Origin of the sequence: Burkholderia sp. Leaf177 (assembly GCF_001424345.1) — a bacterium.
Classification (GTDB): Bacteria; Pseudomonadota; Gammaproteobacteria; order Burkholderiales; family Burkholderiaceae; genus Caballeronia.
In genome coordinates, this window is sequence record NZ_LMPF01000021.1 from 739074 (window position 1) to 755271 (window position 16198).

Here is a 16198-nt window from a genome sequence, read left to right on the forward strand (position 1 = left end):
GGTAGAGCCTATGCCGAAACCAGCCGGCCTTGAGACGACACGTCGTAAAGCAGCCAGCTTTCCCAATTTATCTGACGAATAAGTTGAATGGATTATTAACGCACGGCTTTCATCGCGTTAATCACGTTCGCCGCTCTTGGCAGCATGCAAGTGTTCGCTTCCGCGGAAATCATGCTTCTTCCGAAGACATCAAGCCTCATAGCGTTTTTTTCGTGAGGTTTCTAATCTTTTCCGCAAAACATAAATAATGATAAAACTCAACAAGGCATTGTTAATTTGTTTCGCATCCAGCGCGGTGTTGAGCGCCTGTGGCGGTGGTGACAGCGCCGATACCGCCGCAGTAACCAATACAACTGCAACTGTAGCCAGTGCATCGCCTGATTCCGCCAGCAACGCGACTGTCAACGACAGCAGCGTGGCGGCCGCTGCACGCAGGCGCAGGCCGTCGAGCACGACGTCCACGACCCCGGCCACGACAACTCCACCCGCGACCACTACGCCGGTTACATCCACAACTCCCGCAACGCCCACCACGCCCACAACCACGCCTGCCACGCCTACTACTCCGGTTGCAGGCGCCTTGGTCATGCCGCTCGAAGTGATGGGCGCAGGCAGTGGCGTCGTGGTCCCGGCTACACTGACGGTTCCCGCAGGCGCGTCGGCCACGACTTTGACCATGCAGGTCAACAATCTTTCGTACGACGCGAAGGGCTCAATCCAGATCAACGGCGGCAAGTGGATCGATCTGACGAATGCGAACGTGACCGTGCTGGGCAATGCAAAGGCTTACGGCGGCATCGGCGGCGGTTACGACACCATCAAGCTCAACGTTCCCGTGACGGGCGGTATCAACGGCAGCAACACCATCAACTTCCGTTTCAATACCACTGACGGTGTGAGCTCGGGTTATCGTGTGCTGTCGTTCAATCTTCTCGATGCGTCGGGTAACGCGCTGATCGCCAGCAGCAGTTTCACGCAGGACGATCCGACCAAATGGACCGCGCCGCTCGCAAATACCGCGGACATTTCCGCTGGTCAGAAGTTGTGGCAAACCGCAACGCTGATCGACTCGCCGATCAATTCGGGCAAGCAGTTGAAAGCGCATTGCATGGACTGCCACAGCGCAAGCGGCAACGACTTGTTCAAGTTCAACTACTCGAATAATTCGATCGTCGTCCGAAGCGAATATCACGGCTTGTCGCAAAATCAGGGCATGCAGATCGCCAGTTATATCCGCAGCCTGGCGAGCACGAATCCCGTGCCAGGACCCAAGTGCCGTCCGTGGAATCCGCCGTATCAGCCGGGTCCGGGTCTCGATAGCGCACCGGTAAGCGACTGGACGTGCGGCGCGGGTATCGACGCGGTATCGGAGAACGACCTCGATACGCTCGCCACCGTATTCCCGAGCGGCGTCAATAAAGCAGCGATATCGACGAAGGGACAAATCAACCTTCGCGAGATCCCGATCGGCTTTCAATTGCCGGACTGGAATCATTGGGTTCCGCGCATTCATCCGAAAGACGCATGGGGCGACTACTTCACGAATAGCAACCTGAACAAGGAATATGCGGGCGAGGGTTCGGGCACGGCTACATACAACATGCGAAGCCAGCTTGCGAATGGCGGCACGAACTACGCGCAAGGCAAGGCCGGCGATATCTTCGGCGACCTGTATTACTGGGGCGTTGAATTCGGTGAACGGTTTGCACCGCCGAACGAAGGCGTAAGCGGCAGCTACACGATCGCGCAGCAGAAGAACTTGTACGGCACGGCGCAATGGCAATTGATGAAATCGTGGGAGCTTGCGCAGGACTTCTCGCTGGAAACGAGTTGCCCGACCGCGTGGGTCAACACGCAGAAAGCGCCCAAGGCTGAAAAGCGCGGCTGGTGCGGATACTGGCGGTTCGTCTTCAACGTGTCGCCGCATATCCAGGGTTTCCCCGTCGACAACAGCATGTTCGGCAGCCCGGTGGCGCATTACGTGAAGGCCAACCAGTGGTATTACCTGCAAATCCTGCTGAACCCGGGTTCGGGCGCGCATAACGTGCATTTGCCGACCGACTGGCAATACGCGTATGGCCTGCTCAACAACCTGTCGCAAACCAGCGGCCGTCCCGAGCCGATCCGCAACTTCCTGTACGTGTTGAAGGGCGCGCAGGAAATGGACAACGGCGTGGGCGTAACGGATGTCACTCGCGGCTGGACCATTCGCGACAGCAGCCCGCTGGATGTCTGGAATGGCGGTCAAGCTGGCGTCTGGAAGGGCACGAGCCCCGCGACGGAGCAAGCGGTCGTCAACGCGTTCTTGTCGAACTGGATGGACACCACGACCAGCTTCAACATCAACACGTGGCAGCGCGAAGGTCAGGCCAATGCGGTAGCCGGCGAGACGACCTGCGGCTGGAGCATGCGAAGCCTGTGCGACATTGGCTATGTTCACGGGACGGTATCGGGCGGCACGGTCGAGAACTTCCCGACGTGGACGTGGAACCAGATTCCGCAGATGCAGGCGGACGGGATTGACAAGACGCAGGTGAATCGGTTGTCGACGTGGCTGAACACCGCGTACCCGAGCGGCAATTACCTGAGCCTGATCAAGTAGGCGGCAAGGTATAACTGAAGTGCATGAGAGAACGCGAGGCGCCCGAGATGTTCGGGGCCTCGCGTTTTTTTATGCCTGCGCGTATTTCAATGAACGCTCGATCAGGCCGTCGCCGCGTTCGCCGTCACCGGTTGAAGCCGCTTGAGCGCGTCGCCGTTCTCGCGGAAGAGATGTGTGTGACGCAGGTTGAAACCTGCATCGATGGATTGTCCATCGACTGCCGTCGATTCCCCTGAGCCTTTTACCTGGATCACAATATCGCCGTCCAGGTTCACGTGCAGCAAGGTCTCGCCGCCAAGGTGCTCGACCACCATTACCGTGCCGGACAGCTTTCCTTCCGCACCGCTCGCGGTGGTTTCCATCAGATGCTCGGGGCGAATGCCGAAGCTCAGCGTATCGCCCGCTTTTACGTCATTGGCCATGAAGGGCAAAGTAATGGATGCGCCTCCCGGCAAGCCGATCATGACGCCTGTTGCGTCTGCCTTCTGAACTTTCGCGGGCAGGAAATTCATCTTCGGCGACCCGATAAACCCCGCAACGAAACGGTTCACCGGCGTTCTGTAAAGTTCGAGCGGCGAGCCGATCTGCTCGACCTTGCCGTGGTTCAGCACCACGATCCGGTCCGCCATGGTCATGGCTTCGGTCTGGTCGTGCGTCACGTAGATCATGGTCGCATTGAGCTGCTTGTGCAGCTTGATCAGCTCAAGGCGCATTTGCACGCGCAATGCGGCGTCAAGATTGGACAACGGTTCATCGAAGAGAAACACCTTCGGTTCGCGCACGATCGATCGTCCTATCGCAACGCGCTGACGTTGCCCGCCCGATAACGCGCGCGGCTTGCGTTCGAGCAATTGTTCGATCTGCAGGATTTGCGCGGCGCGTTGCACGCGCTCCTTGATCTGCGCTTCAGGCAGCTTGATCATGCGCAGCCCGAAGGCAATGTTCTCGTACACCGACATATGCGGATAAAGCGCATACGACTGGAACACCATGGCCACGCCGCGCTGGGAGGGTTCCAGGTCGGTGACGTCTTCGCCGCCGATCAGTACTTGCCCCGAGTCGCTGCGTTCAAGGCCAGCGATGGTGCGCAGCAACGTGGACTTGCCGCAACCGGAAGGCCCGACGAAAACCATGAATTCGCGATCGGTCACGGCAATGTCGACGCTCTTCAACACTTCCGTTCCGGCAAACGCCTTGCGGATCTGATGCAACTGGACTGCACTCATGCGTGTCTCCTGCAGATGCCCGCGCCCTGGGTCAGGGTTCGAGCAAGGTAAGTTGCTGTGCATGCGGTTTGCCTTGCAACGCAGCAAGCGGTGCTTTTCGATTTTGTTCTTGACAACCTGTTCGCGTCCAAATATACAATTGTAAAACTGAAATTACAAGTGAAACGGCAGCGGAGTCGATAGCAAAGACTGCCGGGAAACTTGCAACGCGAGTGGAATCACAAGTCGGACCTTCAGCACGCTTGAACGGCTCAACCGGCCTCGACCGCTTTGGGCATTTTAAAAAGAACTACCCAGGAGACAGGCATGAAGAAGCATTGCACACAGGCTGCGGCGTTCGCGCTGCTGGGCGTTACGGCGTCCTTGATATCGGTATCGAACGCGTCCGCCTGGACGCTCAAGGAAGCAGCCGAGCCTTATTCCGGCACGACCATCAAGGCCGTGTTTCTCGACCGGCCGGGCTACAAGGCCGCATCGAAACTGATTCCGCAGTTCGAGAAAGAGACCGGCATCAAGGTGCGTACGGAGGTTATCCCTTACGAAAATACCCGCGAAAAGCAGGTCCTTAATTTCGTTGGCGGCGGCGATCAGGATGTGGTGCTCGTGGACGTGGTGTGGATTGGTGAATTCGCGAGCAACAAGTGGCTCGTACCGATCAAGACCTTCACCGACAACCCCAAGCTCGCCGATCCCAAACTGAACCTGCCGGGCTTCTTCCCTATTCTGCTGGACTCGTTCGGCACCTGGGACAAGACCACGTACGGCCTGCCGTTCGATAACTACTCGGGCCTGATGTTCTATAACAAGTGCATGTTGAAGGACGCGGGTTTCAACGAACCGCCGAAGACGTGGGACGAGTTGCTGAACGTCTATGCGCCGAAGCTGACCAAACCCGAAAAGAATCAGTTCGCCTATGCGCTGCAATCGCGCCGCGGTGAAACGCAGTCCGCTGACAGCTTCATGCGCATGCTGTGGCCCAACGGCGGCTCCTTGCTCGACGCCAAGTTCAAGTCGAATCTGATGTCGCCGCAATCGCAGGCGGGACTGGAGTATCGGCAAAAGCTGATGAAGTACATGCCGCCGGGCATTGTCGATTATGACCATGCGGAAGCCGTGAACGCGCTCGCGCAAGGACAGGTTGCAATGATCACCGAGTGGTCCGCGTTTTATCCCACCCTCACCGATCCAAGCAAGTCGAAGATCGGCGATTGCCTTGCAATCACGACTGAACCTAAAGGTCCGGCCGGTCTCAAGCCTGCGCTCGGCGGTTTCTCGCTGGCCGTGAATGCGAAGTCGAATGCGAAAAAGCAGGCGGCGTCGTGGCTGTTCATCCAGTGGATCACGTCCGAGGAAATGGCGAAGCCTTATCTCGATGCAGGCGGTGTCAGCGGACGCACGGCGGTCTACAAAGAAGCGGATGTACAGAGCAAGTATCCGTTCGTGAAGCCGATGGTCGAATCGTGGCAGGGCGGCGTGCCTGACTACCGGCCGCGTTTCCCGGAATGGCCGGCTGTGTCGGAAGTGATCGGCGAGTGGGGCAGCAAGATCATGCTCGGTCAGGTATCGGTGAAAGACGGTGCGCAGACTATCGGCACGAAGACGGAAGACATCCTGAAGAAGGCGGGTTATTACGACGGCAAGAAGCCCTTGCTCAAGTAAAGCCGGTGAGAGAGGCATTGCGTGTGCAATGCCTCCTGCTCACAGAGCCAACCTGCGGAGAAGTTCATGCTCAAGACCACGGTTCCACCAGCGACCGGCGCAATGCGTCCGCGTCCGCGCGCGCGTTTCCGGTTCGTGCCGCGTTCGCCCGCGTTCTGGTTTTTGTTTCCCGCTGTCGCGGCGCTGGCGATCATCGGCATCTATCCGCTGCTGCTCGCGGTCTACAACTCGTTTCACCAGTACAAGCTGGCGGATCTGGCGTCCGGAACGCCGTTTGTCGGTATCGATAATTACATTGCCACGCTGACCGATCCGTCCTTCTGGGGCGCGCTCGGCCGCACGGTGCTGTTCCTGTGCCTGACCTTGCCTGTGGAGATTGCGTTCGGACTATTCGCCGCATTGATGCTGCATCGTACGGCGTTGCCGTGGCTGCGCGTGGCGGCCCGTGTTGGTCTCGTGATCCCGATGGCAACTACTTATGCAGTGGTTGGATTGATCGGCCGTCTGATCTTCAACCGGCAGTTTGGTGTGGTCAACTATCTGTTGAGTTTCTTCGGAATTCCGCCGCTCGACTGGCTCGCCGATCCCACGCTTGCGTTCGTCTCCGTGATGATCATGGACATCTGGCAATGGACGCCGTTTTGCGCGCTGATCCTGCTGGCTGGCCTCGCGATGGTTCCAAAAGAAGCGGAAGAAGCAGCGCGCCTGGAAACGCCCAAGTGGAGCAAGATCCTCTGGCATCTGCAACGTCCTTACTTGTTGCCGGGCCTCACCGCCATCCTGATCCTGCGTTCCGCCGACATGCTCAAGATGTTCGATGCCGTCTTCACCATGACCCGCGGCGGACCGGGCACGGCGACCGAATTCATCAGCATTTACATCCAGCGCGTCGCGTTCCGTCTCTTCGATCAAGGCATGGCATCCGCCCAGGCGGTCTTGCTGCTGATCCTGACAATCGTGCTGTCGCGGCTCTATATTCGTTTTGTTTATCGGGAGGCCGTGTGAGCACTTCTACTGCTACCAACGTGGCCGTCGCGCCGCTTTCCTCGCGTGCACGGCGTGCAAGAAACGCGCGTCGCCGTGCAACGGTCTGGCATGTGATCGGATTGTTGATCGTGTTCCTCACGTCCGTGTTTCCGTTCTACTGGATGGTCACGACGAGCCTCAAAAGCCAGGCCGACGCCCTCGCGGTTCCGCCTGTCTGGGTCTTTACGCCCACGCTCGCGCATTACACCGACGCGCTTTTCGAACACGATGTCGCGGCGAGCTTGTTGAACTCGCTGATCGTGGCGAGCAGCGCGACCTTCCTCTCTATCCTGCTCGGCACGCCCGCCGCATACGCGCTTGCGCGCTTTGAATTTCGTGGCAAGGAAGACCTGTGGTTCTGGTTCATTTCGAACCGCATGGTGAGTCCCGTGGTGCTCGCCGTGCCGTTTTTCCTGATCGCGACGAAGCTCGGTCTCGTCGATACACACATCGTGCTGATCCTGCTGTATCTGACCTTTTCGTTGCCGATCGTCGTGTGGATTTGCACCGATCAGTTCCGCAACATTCCGGTCGAACTCGACGAGGCCGCGCGTCTGGATGGCGCGTCTCCATGGCGCATTTTCTGGCGCATCAACCTGCCGCTGGCGATGCCGGGCATTGTGGTGTCCGCCATCTTCGCGTTCATCTTTTCGTGGAACGACCTGTTGTACGCGCTGGTCCTGACGCGCACGGACGCCATTACGTCGCCGGTCGCTGCAACCAGTTATATGAGCGGCTACGAGTTGCCGTGGGGCGAAATCATGGCGACAGGTACGCTGATCGTGTTGCCCATGGTCGTGTTCGCTCTGGCGGTTTCGGGCAGGCTCGTGCAGGGGCTCACCATGGGCGCGGTGAAATGAAAGGTGACGTGAGGGACCGTGTATTACTATCGCGCCGCCCTCATCGAAACCCATCACGCATATGAATAATTCCGCACCGTCCGCCGTGACCGCGTCAGCCGAACCTTTAGCCGATACCGAAGAGGAGTTGCAGGCGCGTGTAGCGTGGCATTACTACGTCGGCAATCTGACGCAGCAGGAGATCGCGCAGCGCATTGGCAGCAATCGCGTGCGCGTGAACCGGTTGCTCGCCGCGAGCCGCGAATCCGGCATGGTGCAGATCACCATCAACAGCCGGATTGCGCCGTGCGTCGCGCTGGAAGAGGCGCTGACCAAACGCTTCGGTCTGGAGGCCGCGGTCGTGGTCCCGGCCGGCGCGAATACCGAAGCGAACATGGCCGCAATCGGCATTGGCGGCGCGAATTATCTGGCGCGTCAGATCGAGGCGGGGCAGACCATCGGGCTCGGTTGGGGCCGCACGATCCGCGCGGTGCTCAGGGCGTTGCCGCAGCGCGCTTACGGGCCGGTATCGGCGGTATCGCTGCAAGGCGGGTTGTCGCATTGCCCGAGCATCAATACGTTCGATATTGTTTCGGACTTCGCGAATTTGTGTCAGGCCGATGGTTTCCTGTTCGCGGCGCCAATTTACGTGAGCAGCCAGAAGGTGCGCGACATGGTGCTGCAGGAAGATGCCGTGCGCGAGACCTACGATCGCGCGCGTCAATCCGATCTCGCTCTGCTGACGTGCGGCGACCTGACGGAGTCGCTCGTGGTGACATACGGCATCAACGATCCCGAGCAGGTTCGCACGCTCGAGAAAGCGGGCGCGGTGGGCGACATGCTCGGGCATTTCATGGACGCCGATGGCGAGGCGATCGATCATCCGCTGAATCGCCGCACGGTTGCGATCACGCTCGACGATCTGCGCAAGATCAAACGCGTCGTGCTGGTAAGCGGCGGCGCGAAGAAGTTCGTCGTGACGCGCGCGGCTCTGCGCGGGCGGTATCCGTCGGTGCTGGTGACAGATGAAGAAACCGCGCGCCGTCTCTGCGACGAACCTTGAGAAGGCAATGAACATGGATCGTAATCGTGAGTTCGATGGCAAGACGGTGCTCATCACCGGCGCTGGAAAAGGCATTGGCTACGCGACCGCGTTGCTGATGGCCGAGCGCGGCGCAAGCGTAATTGCGTTGAGCCGCTCGCAAGCGGATCTCGATGCGCTGAATGCGTTGATCGGATGCCGGACCATAGCGGTCGATCTTGCGGACGCAGCGGCCACGTTGAAGGCCGCGCAAGAAGCGCAGCCGGTCGACTTGCTCGTGAACTGCGCGGGAATCGCCGAGCTAGGCGCTTTCCTCGATGCCACCACGGACGCGTTCGATCTCACAATGGCAGTGAACGTTCGCGCCGCGATGATCGTCGCGCAAGCGTGCGCACGCAGCATGATCGCGAAAGGCAAGGGCGGCGCGATCGTCAATGTATCGAGTATCGCGGCGCAAGTCGGCACGCCCTTGCATGCGTCGTATTGCGCTTCGAAGGCCGCGCTCGATGCACTGAGCCGCGTGATGGCCGTCGAACTCGGCGAGCATGGCATCCGCGTGAACACGGTCAATCCGGTTATCACGCTCACGCCAATGGCGGAAAAGGTCTGGAGCGAACCCGCCAAGTCCGACCCCATGCTGGCGCGCATTCCATTGCGCCGGTTCGTGCAGCCTGATGAAGCGGCGCGCACGATTGCCTATCTTCTCGGCGACGATTCGAGCATGGTCAACGGCGTAAGCCTTGCCTTGGACGGCGGTTTTCAGGCCGGCTGATTTTATCCACGTAATCCTTTGCAGAGGGCTTCAATCATGGAAGCACTGGTTCTTGAAGAAGCGCGCCGCATCAGCTTGCGGCCGTTCACGTTGCCGCAAGTCGTCGGTCCGCGCGATGTACGCATTCGCATCAACACGGTCGGCATTTGCGGCAGCGACATCCACTATTATCAGCACGGCCGCATTGGCCCGTTTGTCGTCAACGAGCCCATGGTGCTCGGTCACGAAGCGGCCGGCACGGTGATCCAGATCGGCGATGAAGTCACGCATCTGAAAGTGGGCGACCGTGTTTGCATGGAACCGGGCGTGCCGGACATGGAATCACGCGCGTCGCGCGAGGGGTTGTACAACCTCGACCCGAGCGTGCGTTTCTGGGCAACGCCGCCGGTTCACGGATGCCTGACGCCGTTTGTCGTGCATCCGGCCGCGTTCACGTTCAAGCTGCCCGACAACGTCACGTTCGGCGAAGGCGCGATTGTCGAACCGTTGGCTATCGGCATGCAGGCAGCGACGAAAGCGAAGATAAAACCGGGGGACGTGGCGGTCATTCTCGGTGCCGGAACCATCGGCATGATGTGCGCGCTGGCGGCGCTCGCCGGCGGTTGCAGCCGCGCGATCGTTTGTGATCTCGTGCCTGAGAAGCTCGAACTGATTGGCGGCGTGCAGGGCGTGACGGCTGTGAATATCCGCGATCGCAAAGTGAAGGACGTGGTCGCCGAGCTCACCGATGGCTGGGGCGCGAACATCGTCTTCGAAGCGAGCGGCAACGAGAAGGCGTTCGACGGTATCGTCGACTTGCTGTGTCCTGGCGGTTGTATCGTGCTCGTCGGCATGCCGCAGAATCCGGTGCCTATCGACATAGTCGCCGTGCAGATCAAGGAGGTGCGTATGGAATCGGTGTTCCGCTACGCCAACATGTTCCCGCGCGCGATACAGTTGATCGCGTCTGGAAGACTCGACGTCAAGCCGTTCATCTCGCGTTCGTTCGCTTTCGCCGATGGCATCCAGGCCTTCGAGGAAGCCGCGAGCGGCAATCCAACCGACGTCAAGGTTCAGATCGTCATGGAATGACGGAATGACTTTCAGGTCCATTCCTTGAGCAACGGACCATCGTGCCCGGACACAGGATCGCTGCGTGGAAACGGCAACGCTTCCATGGCAGCGAGTTCTTCCTTCGATAAAGCATCGCGCCGGATATCCCATTGCTGCCCTTTGGGATATGCGCCGACAACCTGAAAACGCCCTTCAGTAGATTGCAGGCAGTGTCCCGTTCCGGCTGGAAGCAGCACCACGTCCCCGGCCTCGATGAACACCACTTCGCCGCCCGGCCCGCCCACAATCACGTCCGCTTTTCCCGATATCACCGCGAGCGCTTCATGCGCTGTCGAATGAAAGTGATGGTAATCGAAGATGCTGTCGCGCCATTGCGGCGGCCATTCATTGCGTTCGAACAATGCTTCGAACGTCTTGCCAAGATCCTTCGCAGATGGATCGAGCGCTCGTCTGTAGATCAGCACTGGCAAGCGCCTGTTGTTCGGCACCCAGGCGTGCGGCGCAAGCCTTAGCGTTTCAAACGCGATATCCGCCGGATTAAATGCCGGGTCGAGTTCGTGTCTCATGATCGAGCTCTCCGAGAAGTAGCTGCCTTTACATAGCGTGCAATGAACGTCCTCGTCTCGCCGTCCGGAAACGACACCGCGACGCGGTCGCCACTCACCATTTCCACGCGGCCGCTGCCGTATTTGCGGACCTGGACCGGATCGCCGGGATTCCACGATTTAGCGAGTCGCTTCGGCTTCGAAACGGGTTCATGCAATTCACGCTCGGTTGGCGTGACTGTGGGCGGGGAAACGCAGTTGTCGCATTTGCAGCAGGTGCCGCCATCGAGCTCATCCGGCATGCTCGAGACATCCTTGTGCAAGCGTGCGGCGTCCAGGTGCGCATGAAAATAGTCGAGCAGGGTGCGCCATCGGCATTGGCCGCTTTGCGCGTAACCGATCATCCGTTCGAGCACATCGCGATCATGCGCGGCCATTTCCGTGAAGCGTTGCGCTGCTTCCTCCATGTCGGGCGGCGCACCCTTGTCGAGCACGGTCACGCTGCCTTTGCTGGTGCGTCGAAGCATCCGCATGTCGTGCAGCACGGACAGTACCGTCCGAAGCTTGTTGACGCCTATATCAGGCAACGCTTCATGCAACGCTTCGATGGGTGCATCGATCAGCTTGCGGTCATTTTCATGCGAGAGTTTGCGCAATGCTTCGGCGCAGCGCGTAAGCGTCTCGACGCTCGGATACCGGCCGCTGAGAAAAAACTGCTGCACCTGCTTGTCTTTCAACTCGAATAGCAGGATGCAATGCGCTTCGCCGCCATCGCGTCCTGCGCGACCGGCTTCCTGATAATAAGCTTCGAGGCTTCCGGGCATCTGGTGGTGAATCACAAACCGGATATCCGGCTTGTCGATACCCATGCCAAACGCGTTGGTCGCGACCATCACGCGGCATCGGTTATGCATGAACGCGTCTTGCGCAGCGGTGCGCTCCGAGCCGGCCATCTTGCCGTTGTATCGCTCGGCCTGAATTCCCGCTTCCACGAGTTCCGCGTGCACCGCGTTGCACTCGGCAACGGTCGAACAATAGACAATGCCCGTTCCTTCGAGCGTTTGAATCCGTTCGAGCAATCGCGCGCGTTTCTCTTTCGGATTGGTCAGTTGTTCGACCGCAAACACCAAATTATCGCGATACACCCCTGTATTGATGACCTTCGCGTCCTTCATGTCGAGTTCGCGCAAGATATCTTTCACGACCGCGGGCGTTGCCGTTGCGGTCAGCGCGAGAACAGGCGGCCTTCCGAGCGCCTTGATGGATTGCAGCATTTCCACGAAAGCCGGCCGGAAGTCGTGTCCCCATTGCGAAATGCAATGCGCTTCATCGATCACGATCAACTGGACCTCGGGCTTGCCATGCTCACTCAGCATCTCGGCGAAATCCGCCTTCGCGAGCCGCTCGGGCGTCAGGAACAAAAAGCGGCTGTCGCCTGAATCGATATCGCGGATCGCCTGCCGTTCGTCCGCCGCCGAAAGCCCGCTGTGCAGCGCGACCGCCGCAATGCCGGATTCGCGCAGCTTGTCCGACTGGTCTTTCATCAGCGATATCAGCGGCGACACCACCACCGTCAGGCCGCCAAGCTCCAGCGCTGGCAGCTGATAACACAGCGACTTGCCAGCGCCCGTTGGCATGACGGCGAGCGTGTCCCGGCCATCGAGCACGCTTCGGATCACCTCTTCCTGACCGGGCCGCAGTGCGTCGATGCCAAAGACATCGCGCAAGGACGCCTTCAGGCGATTTTTCAGCGTGCCCTTCCGCGTTCCCTGAAGCAGTTCCGCGATGGGTTTGTCGAGTTTCGTTTCGGTCGTCACATGCGTGCCTGCGCTGGTGGGGAAAGGAGGGCGTGTCTTCCCACAGCATTTAGCAAACGCGGTGCCGCGACATCGACCCTTCCAAATTCGATACCACTAACTGTCATATTGCTTTCACGCACAAAACTTACACTTCGCCTTCATCCCGTGCCGGTGAATGCAAAAACCGGACGCGACCTACCCACAAAACCGGACAAGAAGACATGCAAGAGCAGCCCAACGAAGCCAATCTGTCGCGCCGTAAAGCCCTGAAACTTCTGGTGGGCGCGCCCATGCTGCCCCTGGGCGCCTTCTCCGTCTCCACGTTGCTGGCAGGTTGCGGCGGCGGTGACGACGCGGTTGCCGGCACGTCGGCATCGTTCAAATCGGCGGCGTTTTCGTCGATGGCAGCGCCTTCTCTCACCAATCCCGCGGCCATGGCGACCACCACGGTTGCATCCACGCTGACCGTTTCCTTGAGCGACGGCAGCACGCAGGACTTCAAGCTCGCGTATCAGCCGTTCTTCGTGACGGGCGACATGGTTCCCAACGGCAACGGCGGCACGATCCTCTCCGGCGGTTATTTCGATATCAACAATCAGCCGATCATCGACCGGTCGGTGCCGGGCAAGGAGCGCCAGTTCTTTTCGGATTGTCCGGACGGCAGCTCGCTGCTTTCCCTCGATAAACCCACGGTCGCCGGCATCAAGGGCCGAGCGGTGTTCGCCGTCGTCCAGTTCGAATACGCAACGCGCGACCAAAGCCTTGTATCGGCATACGGACAACTGCCTTCGCCCATCGCGGTATTGACGCTCGATCAGGACCAGACCACCGGCAAGCTCACGCTCGTGAAGTATCACAACGTGGATACGTCGAAGGCGAACGGTTTGTGGATCACGTGCGGCGCGAGCCTTTCGCCGTGGAACACGCATTTGTCGAGCGAAGAGTACGAACCGGACGCAACGACCATTTCGAGCAACGCGCAATTCAAGGCGTACAGCACGGCGCTTTACGGCGATGCAACCCGCGCCAATCCGTACAACTACGGCCACTTGCCTGAAGTCACGGTGAACCCGGACGGCACGGGCACGATCAAGAAGCATTACTGCCTCGGGCGCATCTCGCACGAACTGGTTCAGGTGATGCCGGACAAGCGCACGGTCATGATGGGCGACGACGCCACCAACGGCGGCTTGTTCATGTTCATCGCGGATCGTGCGGAAGATTTGTCTTCCGGCACCTTGTATGTCGCGAAGTGGGCGCAGACGTCATCGGCGGGAGCGGGAGCGGCGAACCTTACGTGGATCAAGATCGGCAGCGCGACGAGCGCGGAGATCGAGTCGATGGCCTCGCGCCTGAAGGCATCGGACATCATGGATGTCGCGACCAAGGATCCGCTCGATACCAGCTTCAAGAAAATCAACTACAACGGCACGTTCAACTGGATTCGCATCAAGCCGGGCATGGAGAAGGCGGCCGCGTATCTGGAGACGCATCGCTATGCGGCGTTTATTGGCGGCAGTCTCGGTTTCACGAAGCTGGAAGGCACGACCATCAACGCGAAGGACAAGATTGTCTACACAGCAATGTCGCGCGTCGAGAAGTCGATGGTGAAGGGCAACCCGGCATCGACCGATGTCGCCGTGGACCGCGCCATCAGCGCCGGCGCGGTGTATGCGCTGAACCTGAAATCGGGGCAAAAGGACACGAGCGGCGCCGCGATCGACAGCGAATGGGTTCCGGTCGATATGGCCGCGCCGTCCGCGCTCGTGGGCGAAGACCTTGCAACGCCCGATGCGTTAGGCAACACGGCGAACGCCGCGAAGATCGCGAATCCGGACAACGTGAAATTCTCGGAGAAGCTGCGCACGCTTTTCATCGGCGAAGATTCGAGCATGCACGTGAACAACTTCCTGTGGGCCTACAACGTCGATACGAAGACCTTGTCGCGCGTGCTGTCGTGTCCGGCCGGCGCGGAATCGACAGGCCTTCATGCCGTCGATGAAATCAACGGCTGGACCTACATCATGACCAACTTCCAGCACGCCGGCGACTGGGAAAGCCCGGTCCACGACAAGGTGAAGGCCACGCTGGACCCGCTCGTGCGGGCCAACTACAAGGACCGCTTCGGGGCCACCGTGGGGTATCTCACCGCGGACACGACCAGCATCAAGCTCGGCAAAAGTTAAGAGCCTTTTCTGTAGCCGTCGTCGAGGGTATGCAGGAACGCGATGATGTCCTTCATTTCCTGGTCCGTCATCGCGGGCTTGTCGCCGAGCTTGCGATCGAACGGTGCATCGGCTACGTCGACGTTTGCGTGGAACTGCGCCGGAAGATCGTCGTACTTGTTGACCTTGCCGTCGGCGCCCTTCGGATAGAACTTTTCCGGCGCGGTGTTGCGCTCGTTGTAGAACGCCATGACGTCGTCGAGCGAATGATAGACGCCGTTGTGGAAGAAGACCTGGCGCGTCGCCGCGTTGCGCAGCGTGGGCGTGAGGAACATGCCGCAGTACTGAGTCTGTTCCTTGATGTCGCTGCGGAAGGGGCCGCACACGCCCATGTCGAAGAACTTTGGATCGTTGTTGATTGCGAGCCTGGTGTTGCGCGGAACACCGAGTGCCTCGTATTGATAGTCGGTGAACATCGGTGGCGTGCCGTCGGAACTCGGCTTCGACAAATGGCAGCCGGCGCAGTTGGCTTTGTCGGGATCGTTGAAAAGACGCAAGCCGTGCAACTCAGCCTGTGTCAGACGCGCCTTGCCTTCGAGCCAGTAATCGTACTTGCTCGAATACGGATGGAACGCCTGCTCTTCGATCTGATAACGCGCGACCGCGAACATGGCCTCGGCGGTTGCCAGTTCCGTGCTCTTGAATATGTTCGGACCGAACAGGGTCTTGAAGTCGCCCATGTAGGCGGTGCGCTGAAGTTTGGCGGAGACCTCGTCGAGACTCGTGTTGGCCATTTCAACCGCGTTGAGCATCGGGCCCGACGCCTGTACCTGCAGCGTATCGGCGCGGCCATCCCAGAAGAAACCGCCTTGCGGCACCATTGCGGGCGCGGCGGGCGCAGCGCCTGCGTTCTTTTGGGCGCGCGCGGTTCCGGCGGCTTGCGAGGCGAGGGCGGCGAAGTCGGGCGGCGCTTCGGCTTCGCCGGCATCCGGACCGATGCTGAAATTAGGCTGCAAATACAGGTACATCAGCGAAGGCGGAGGCCGATAACCCTGCAGCGTCATATGCGGTCCGCCGAGCTGCACGGACAGGTTATTGGGCGGTCCGAACGCATGATCCGGGCTGTGGCAGGAAGCGCACGATTGCGTGCCGGATGCCGACAAGGATTTATCGAAGAAAATCTTCTGGCCGAGGAGCGCGACGGCGGATAGCGGCGCGACCGGCGGACGGCTCAGCATCACCGGATTGGGATTGGCGCCTGTCAGGTCTTCCACGATATCGCCAACCCGCGCGGGCACGGTCGCCGGATAAAGCACAGCCCAGATACAGAACGCGATTGCGGCGGCGAGCGCCGCGGCGATGCACCAGAGCAGGACGGTTTTTGCTCGCGGCAGACGGGGTTTCTGCCCGGCATTCGGCGACATGGAAGGTGTGGCGGTGTGCGACATGGGACCTGAGAATACGTGAAGC

General features: G+C 59.7%; 13 protein-coding genes. 8 read left to right on the forward strand and 5 right to left on the reverse strand.

Annotated features, from left to right (window positions below; all coding sequences use genetic code 11):
* Window positions 1–189 precede the first annotated feature (189 nt).
* Window positions 190–588 (reverse strand): hypothetical protein, encoded by a 399-nt coding sequence (locus ASG35_RS31470; RefSeq protein WP_156393236.1) that lies wholly within the window; start codon window positions 586–588, stop codon window positions 190–192.
* Here ASG35_RS31470 and ASG35_RS18750 point away from each other — a divergent pair.
* On the forward strand, window positions 587–2602 hold the full coding sequence (locus tag ASG35_RS18750; RefSeq protein WP_156393237.1) for a hypothetical protein: 2016 nt from the start codon (window positions 587–589) through the stop codon (window positions 2600–2602). The genes ASG35_RS31470 and ASG35_RS18750 overlap by 2 nt on opposite strands.
* Before the next feature lie 101 nt (window positions 2603–2703).
* Here the strand turns inward: ASG35_RS18750 and ASG35_RS18755 are convergent, their stop codons facing one another.
* Window positions 2704–3828 (reverse strand): ABC transporter ATP-binding protein, encoded by a 1125-nt coding sequence (locus ASG35_RS18755; RefSeq protein ID WP_056360607.1) that lies wholly within the window; start codon window positions 3826–3828, stop codon window positions 2704–2706.
* A 306-nt stretch (window positions 3829–4134) separates the two neighbouring features.
* On the opposite strand from ASG35_RS18755, the gene ASG35_RS18760 reads away from it, so the two are divergent.
* From ASG35_RS18760 to ASG35_RS18785, 6 genes are all read left to right on the forward strand, one after another.
* Complete coding sequence (locus tag ASG35_RS18760) at window positions 4135–5487, forward strand: ABC transporter substrate-binding protein (protein WP_056360610.1); 1353 nt, start codon at window positions 4135–4137, stop codon at window positions 5485–5487.
* 66 nt (window positions 5488–5553) lie between these two features.
* Window positions 5554–6492, forward strand: a complete 939-nt coding sequence (locus ASG35_RS18765) for a carbohydrate ABC transporter permease (protein WP_056360613.1) — start codon at window positions 5554–5556, stop codon at window positions 6490–6492.
* Window positions 6489–7373 (forward strand): carbohydrate ABC transporter permease, encoded by an 885-nt coding sequence (locus ASG35_RS18770; RefSeq protein WP_056360616.1) that lies wholly within the window; start codon window positions 6489–6491, stop codon window positions 7371–7373. Before ASG35_RS18765 ends, ASG35_RS18770 begins: the two co-directional genes overlap by 4 nt.
* A 61-nt stretch (window positions 7374–7434) precedes the next feature.
* A complete protein-coding gene (locus tag ASG35_RS18775) occupies window positions 7435–8415 on the forward strand; it encodes a sugar-binding transcriptional regulator (RefSeq protein ID WP_056360621.1) in 981 nt (326 codons plus the stop codon).
* Between the two features lie 13 nt (window positions 8416–8428).
* A complete protein-coding gene (locus ASG35_RS18780; protein ID WP_056360984.1) occupies window positions 8429–9166 on the forward strand; it encodes an SDR family oxidoreductase in 738 nt (245 codons plus the stop codon).
* 36 nt (window positions 9167–9202) lie between these two features.
* Window positions 9203–10237, forward strand: a complete 1035-nt coding sequence (locus ASG35_RS18785; protein WP_056360624.1) for an NAD(P)-dependent alcohol dehydrogenase — start codon at window positions 9203–9205, stop codon at window positions 10235–10237.
* Between the two features lie 11 nt (window positions 10238–10248).
* Here ASG35_RS18785 and ASG35_RS18790 read toward each other — a convergent pair whose 3' ends face one another.
* Complete coding sequence (locus ASG35_RS18790) at window positions 10249–10785, reverse strand: cupin domain-containing protein (RefSeq protein ID WP_056360627.1); 537 nt, start codon at window positions 10783–10785, stop codon at window positions 10249–10251.
* A complete protein-coding gene (locus ASG35_RS18795) occupies window positions 10782–12581 on the reverse strand; it encodes a RecQ family ATP-dependent DNA helicase (RefSeq protein WP_235527592.1) in 1800 nt (599 codons plus the stop codon). Before ASG35_RS18795 ends, ASG35_RS18790 begins: the two co-directional genes overlap by 4 nt.
* A 203-nt stretch (window positions 12582–12784) precedes the next feature.
* Here ASG35_RS18795 and ASG35_RS18800 point away from each other — a divergent pair, with 203 nt between their 5' ends.
* Window positions 12785–14749 (forward strand): PhoX family protein, encoded by a 1965-nt coding sequence (locus ASG35_RS18800; protein WP_056360630.1) that lies wholly within the window; start codon window positions 12785–12787, stop codon window positions 14747–14749.
* Here the strand turns inward: ASG35_RS18800 and ASG35_RS18805 are convergent.
* Window positions 14746–16176, reverse strand: a complete 1431-nt coding sequence (locus ASG35_RS18805) for a cytochrome-c peroxidase (RefSeq protein WP_056360631.1) — start codon at window positions 16174–16176, stop codon at window positions 14746–14748. The two genes, ASG35_RS18800 and ASG35_RS18805, sit on opposite strands and share 4 nt — an antisense overlap.
* Window positions 16177–16198: the final 22 nt, after the last annotated feature.

Excerpts from the sequence above, each read along its gene's own strand:
- ASG35_RS18750 (WP_156393237.1), top strand. The coding sequence starts at position 587 with ATGCCGCTCGAAGTGATGGGCGCAGGCAGTGGCGTCGTGGTCCCGGCT.
- ASG35_RS31470 (WP_156393236.1), bottom strand. The coding sequence starts at position 588 with ATGACCAAGGCGCCTGCAACCGGAGTAGTAGGCGTGGCAGGCGTGGTT.
- ASG35_RS18755 (WP_056360607.1), bottom strand. The coding sequence starts at position 3,828 with ATGAGTGCAGTCCAGTTGCATCAGATCCGCAAGGCGTTTGCCGGAACG.
- ASG35_RS18760 (WP_056360610.1), top strand. The coding sequence starts at position 4,135 with ATGAAGAAGCATTGCACACAGGCTGCGGCGTTCGCGCTGCTGGGCGTT.
- ASG35_RS18765 (WP_056360613.1), top strand. The coding sequence starts at position 5,554 with ATGCTCAAGACCACGGTTCCACCAGCGACCGGCGCAATGCGTCCGCGT.
- ASG35_RS18775 (WP_056360621.1), top strand. The coding sequence starts at position 7,435 with ATGAATAATTCCGCACCGTCCGCCGTGACCGCGTCAGCCGAACCTTTA.
- ASG35_RS18780 (WP_056360984.1), top strand. The coding sequence starts at position 8,429 with ATGGATCGTAATCGTGAGTTCGATGGCAAGACGGTGCTCATCACCGGC.
- ASG35_RS18785 (WP_056360624.1), top strand. The coding sequence starts at position 9,203 with ATGGAAGCACTGGTTCTTGAAGAAGCGCGCCGCATCAGCTTGCGGCCG.
- ASG35_RS18790 (WP_056360627.1), bottom strand. The coding sequence starts at position 10,785 with ATGAGACACGAACTCGACCCGGCATTTAATCCGGCGGATATCGCGTTT.
- ASG35_RS18800 (WP_056360630.1), top strand. The coding sequence starts at position 12,785 with ATGCAAGAGCAGCCCAACGAAGCCAATCTGTCGCGCCGTAAAGCCCTG.
- ASG35_RS18805 (WP_056360631.1), bottom strand. The coding sequence starts at position 16,176 with ATGTCGCACACCGCCACACCTTCCATGTCGCCGAATGCCGGGCAGAAA.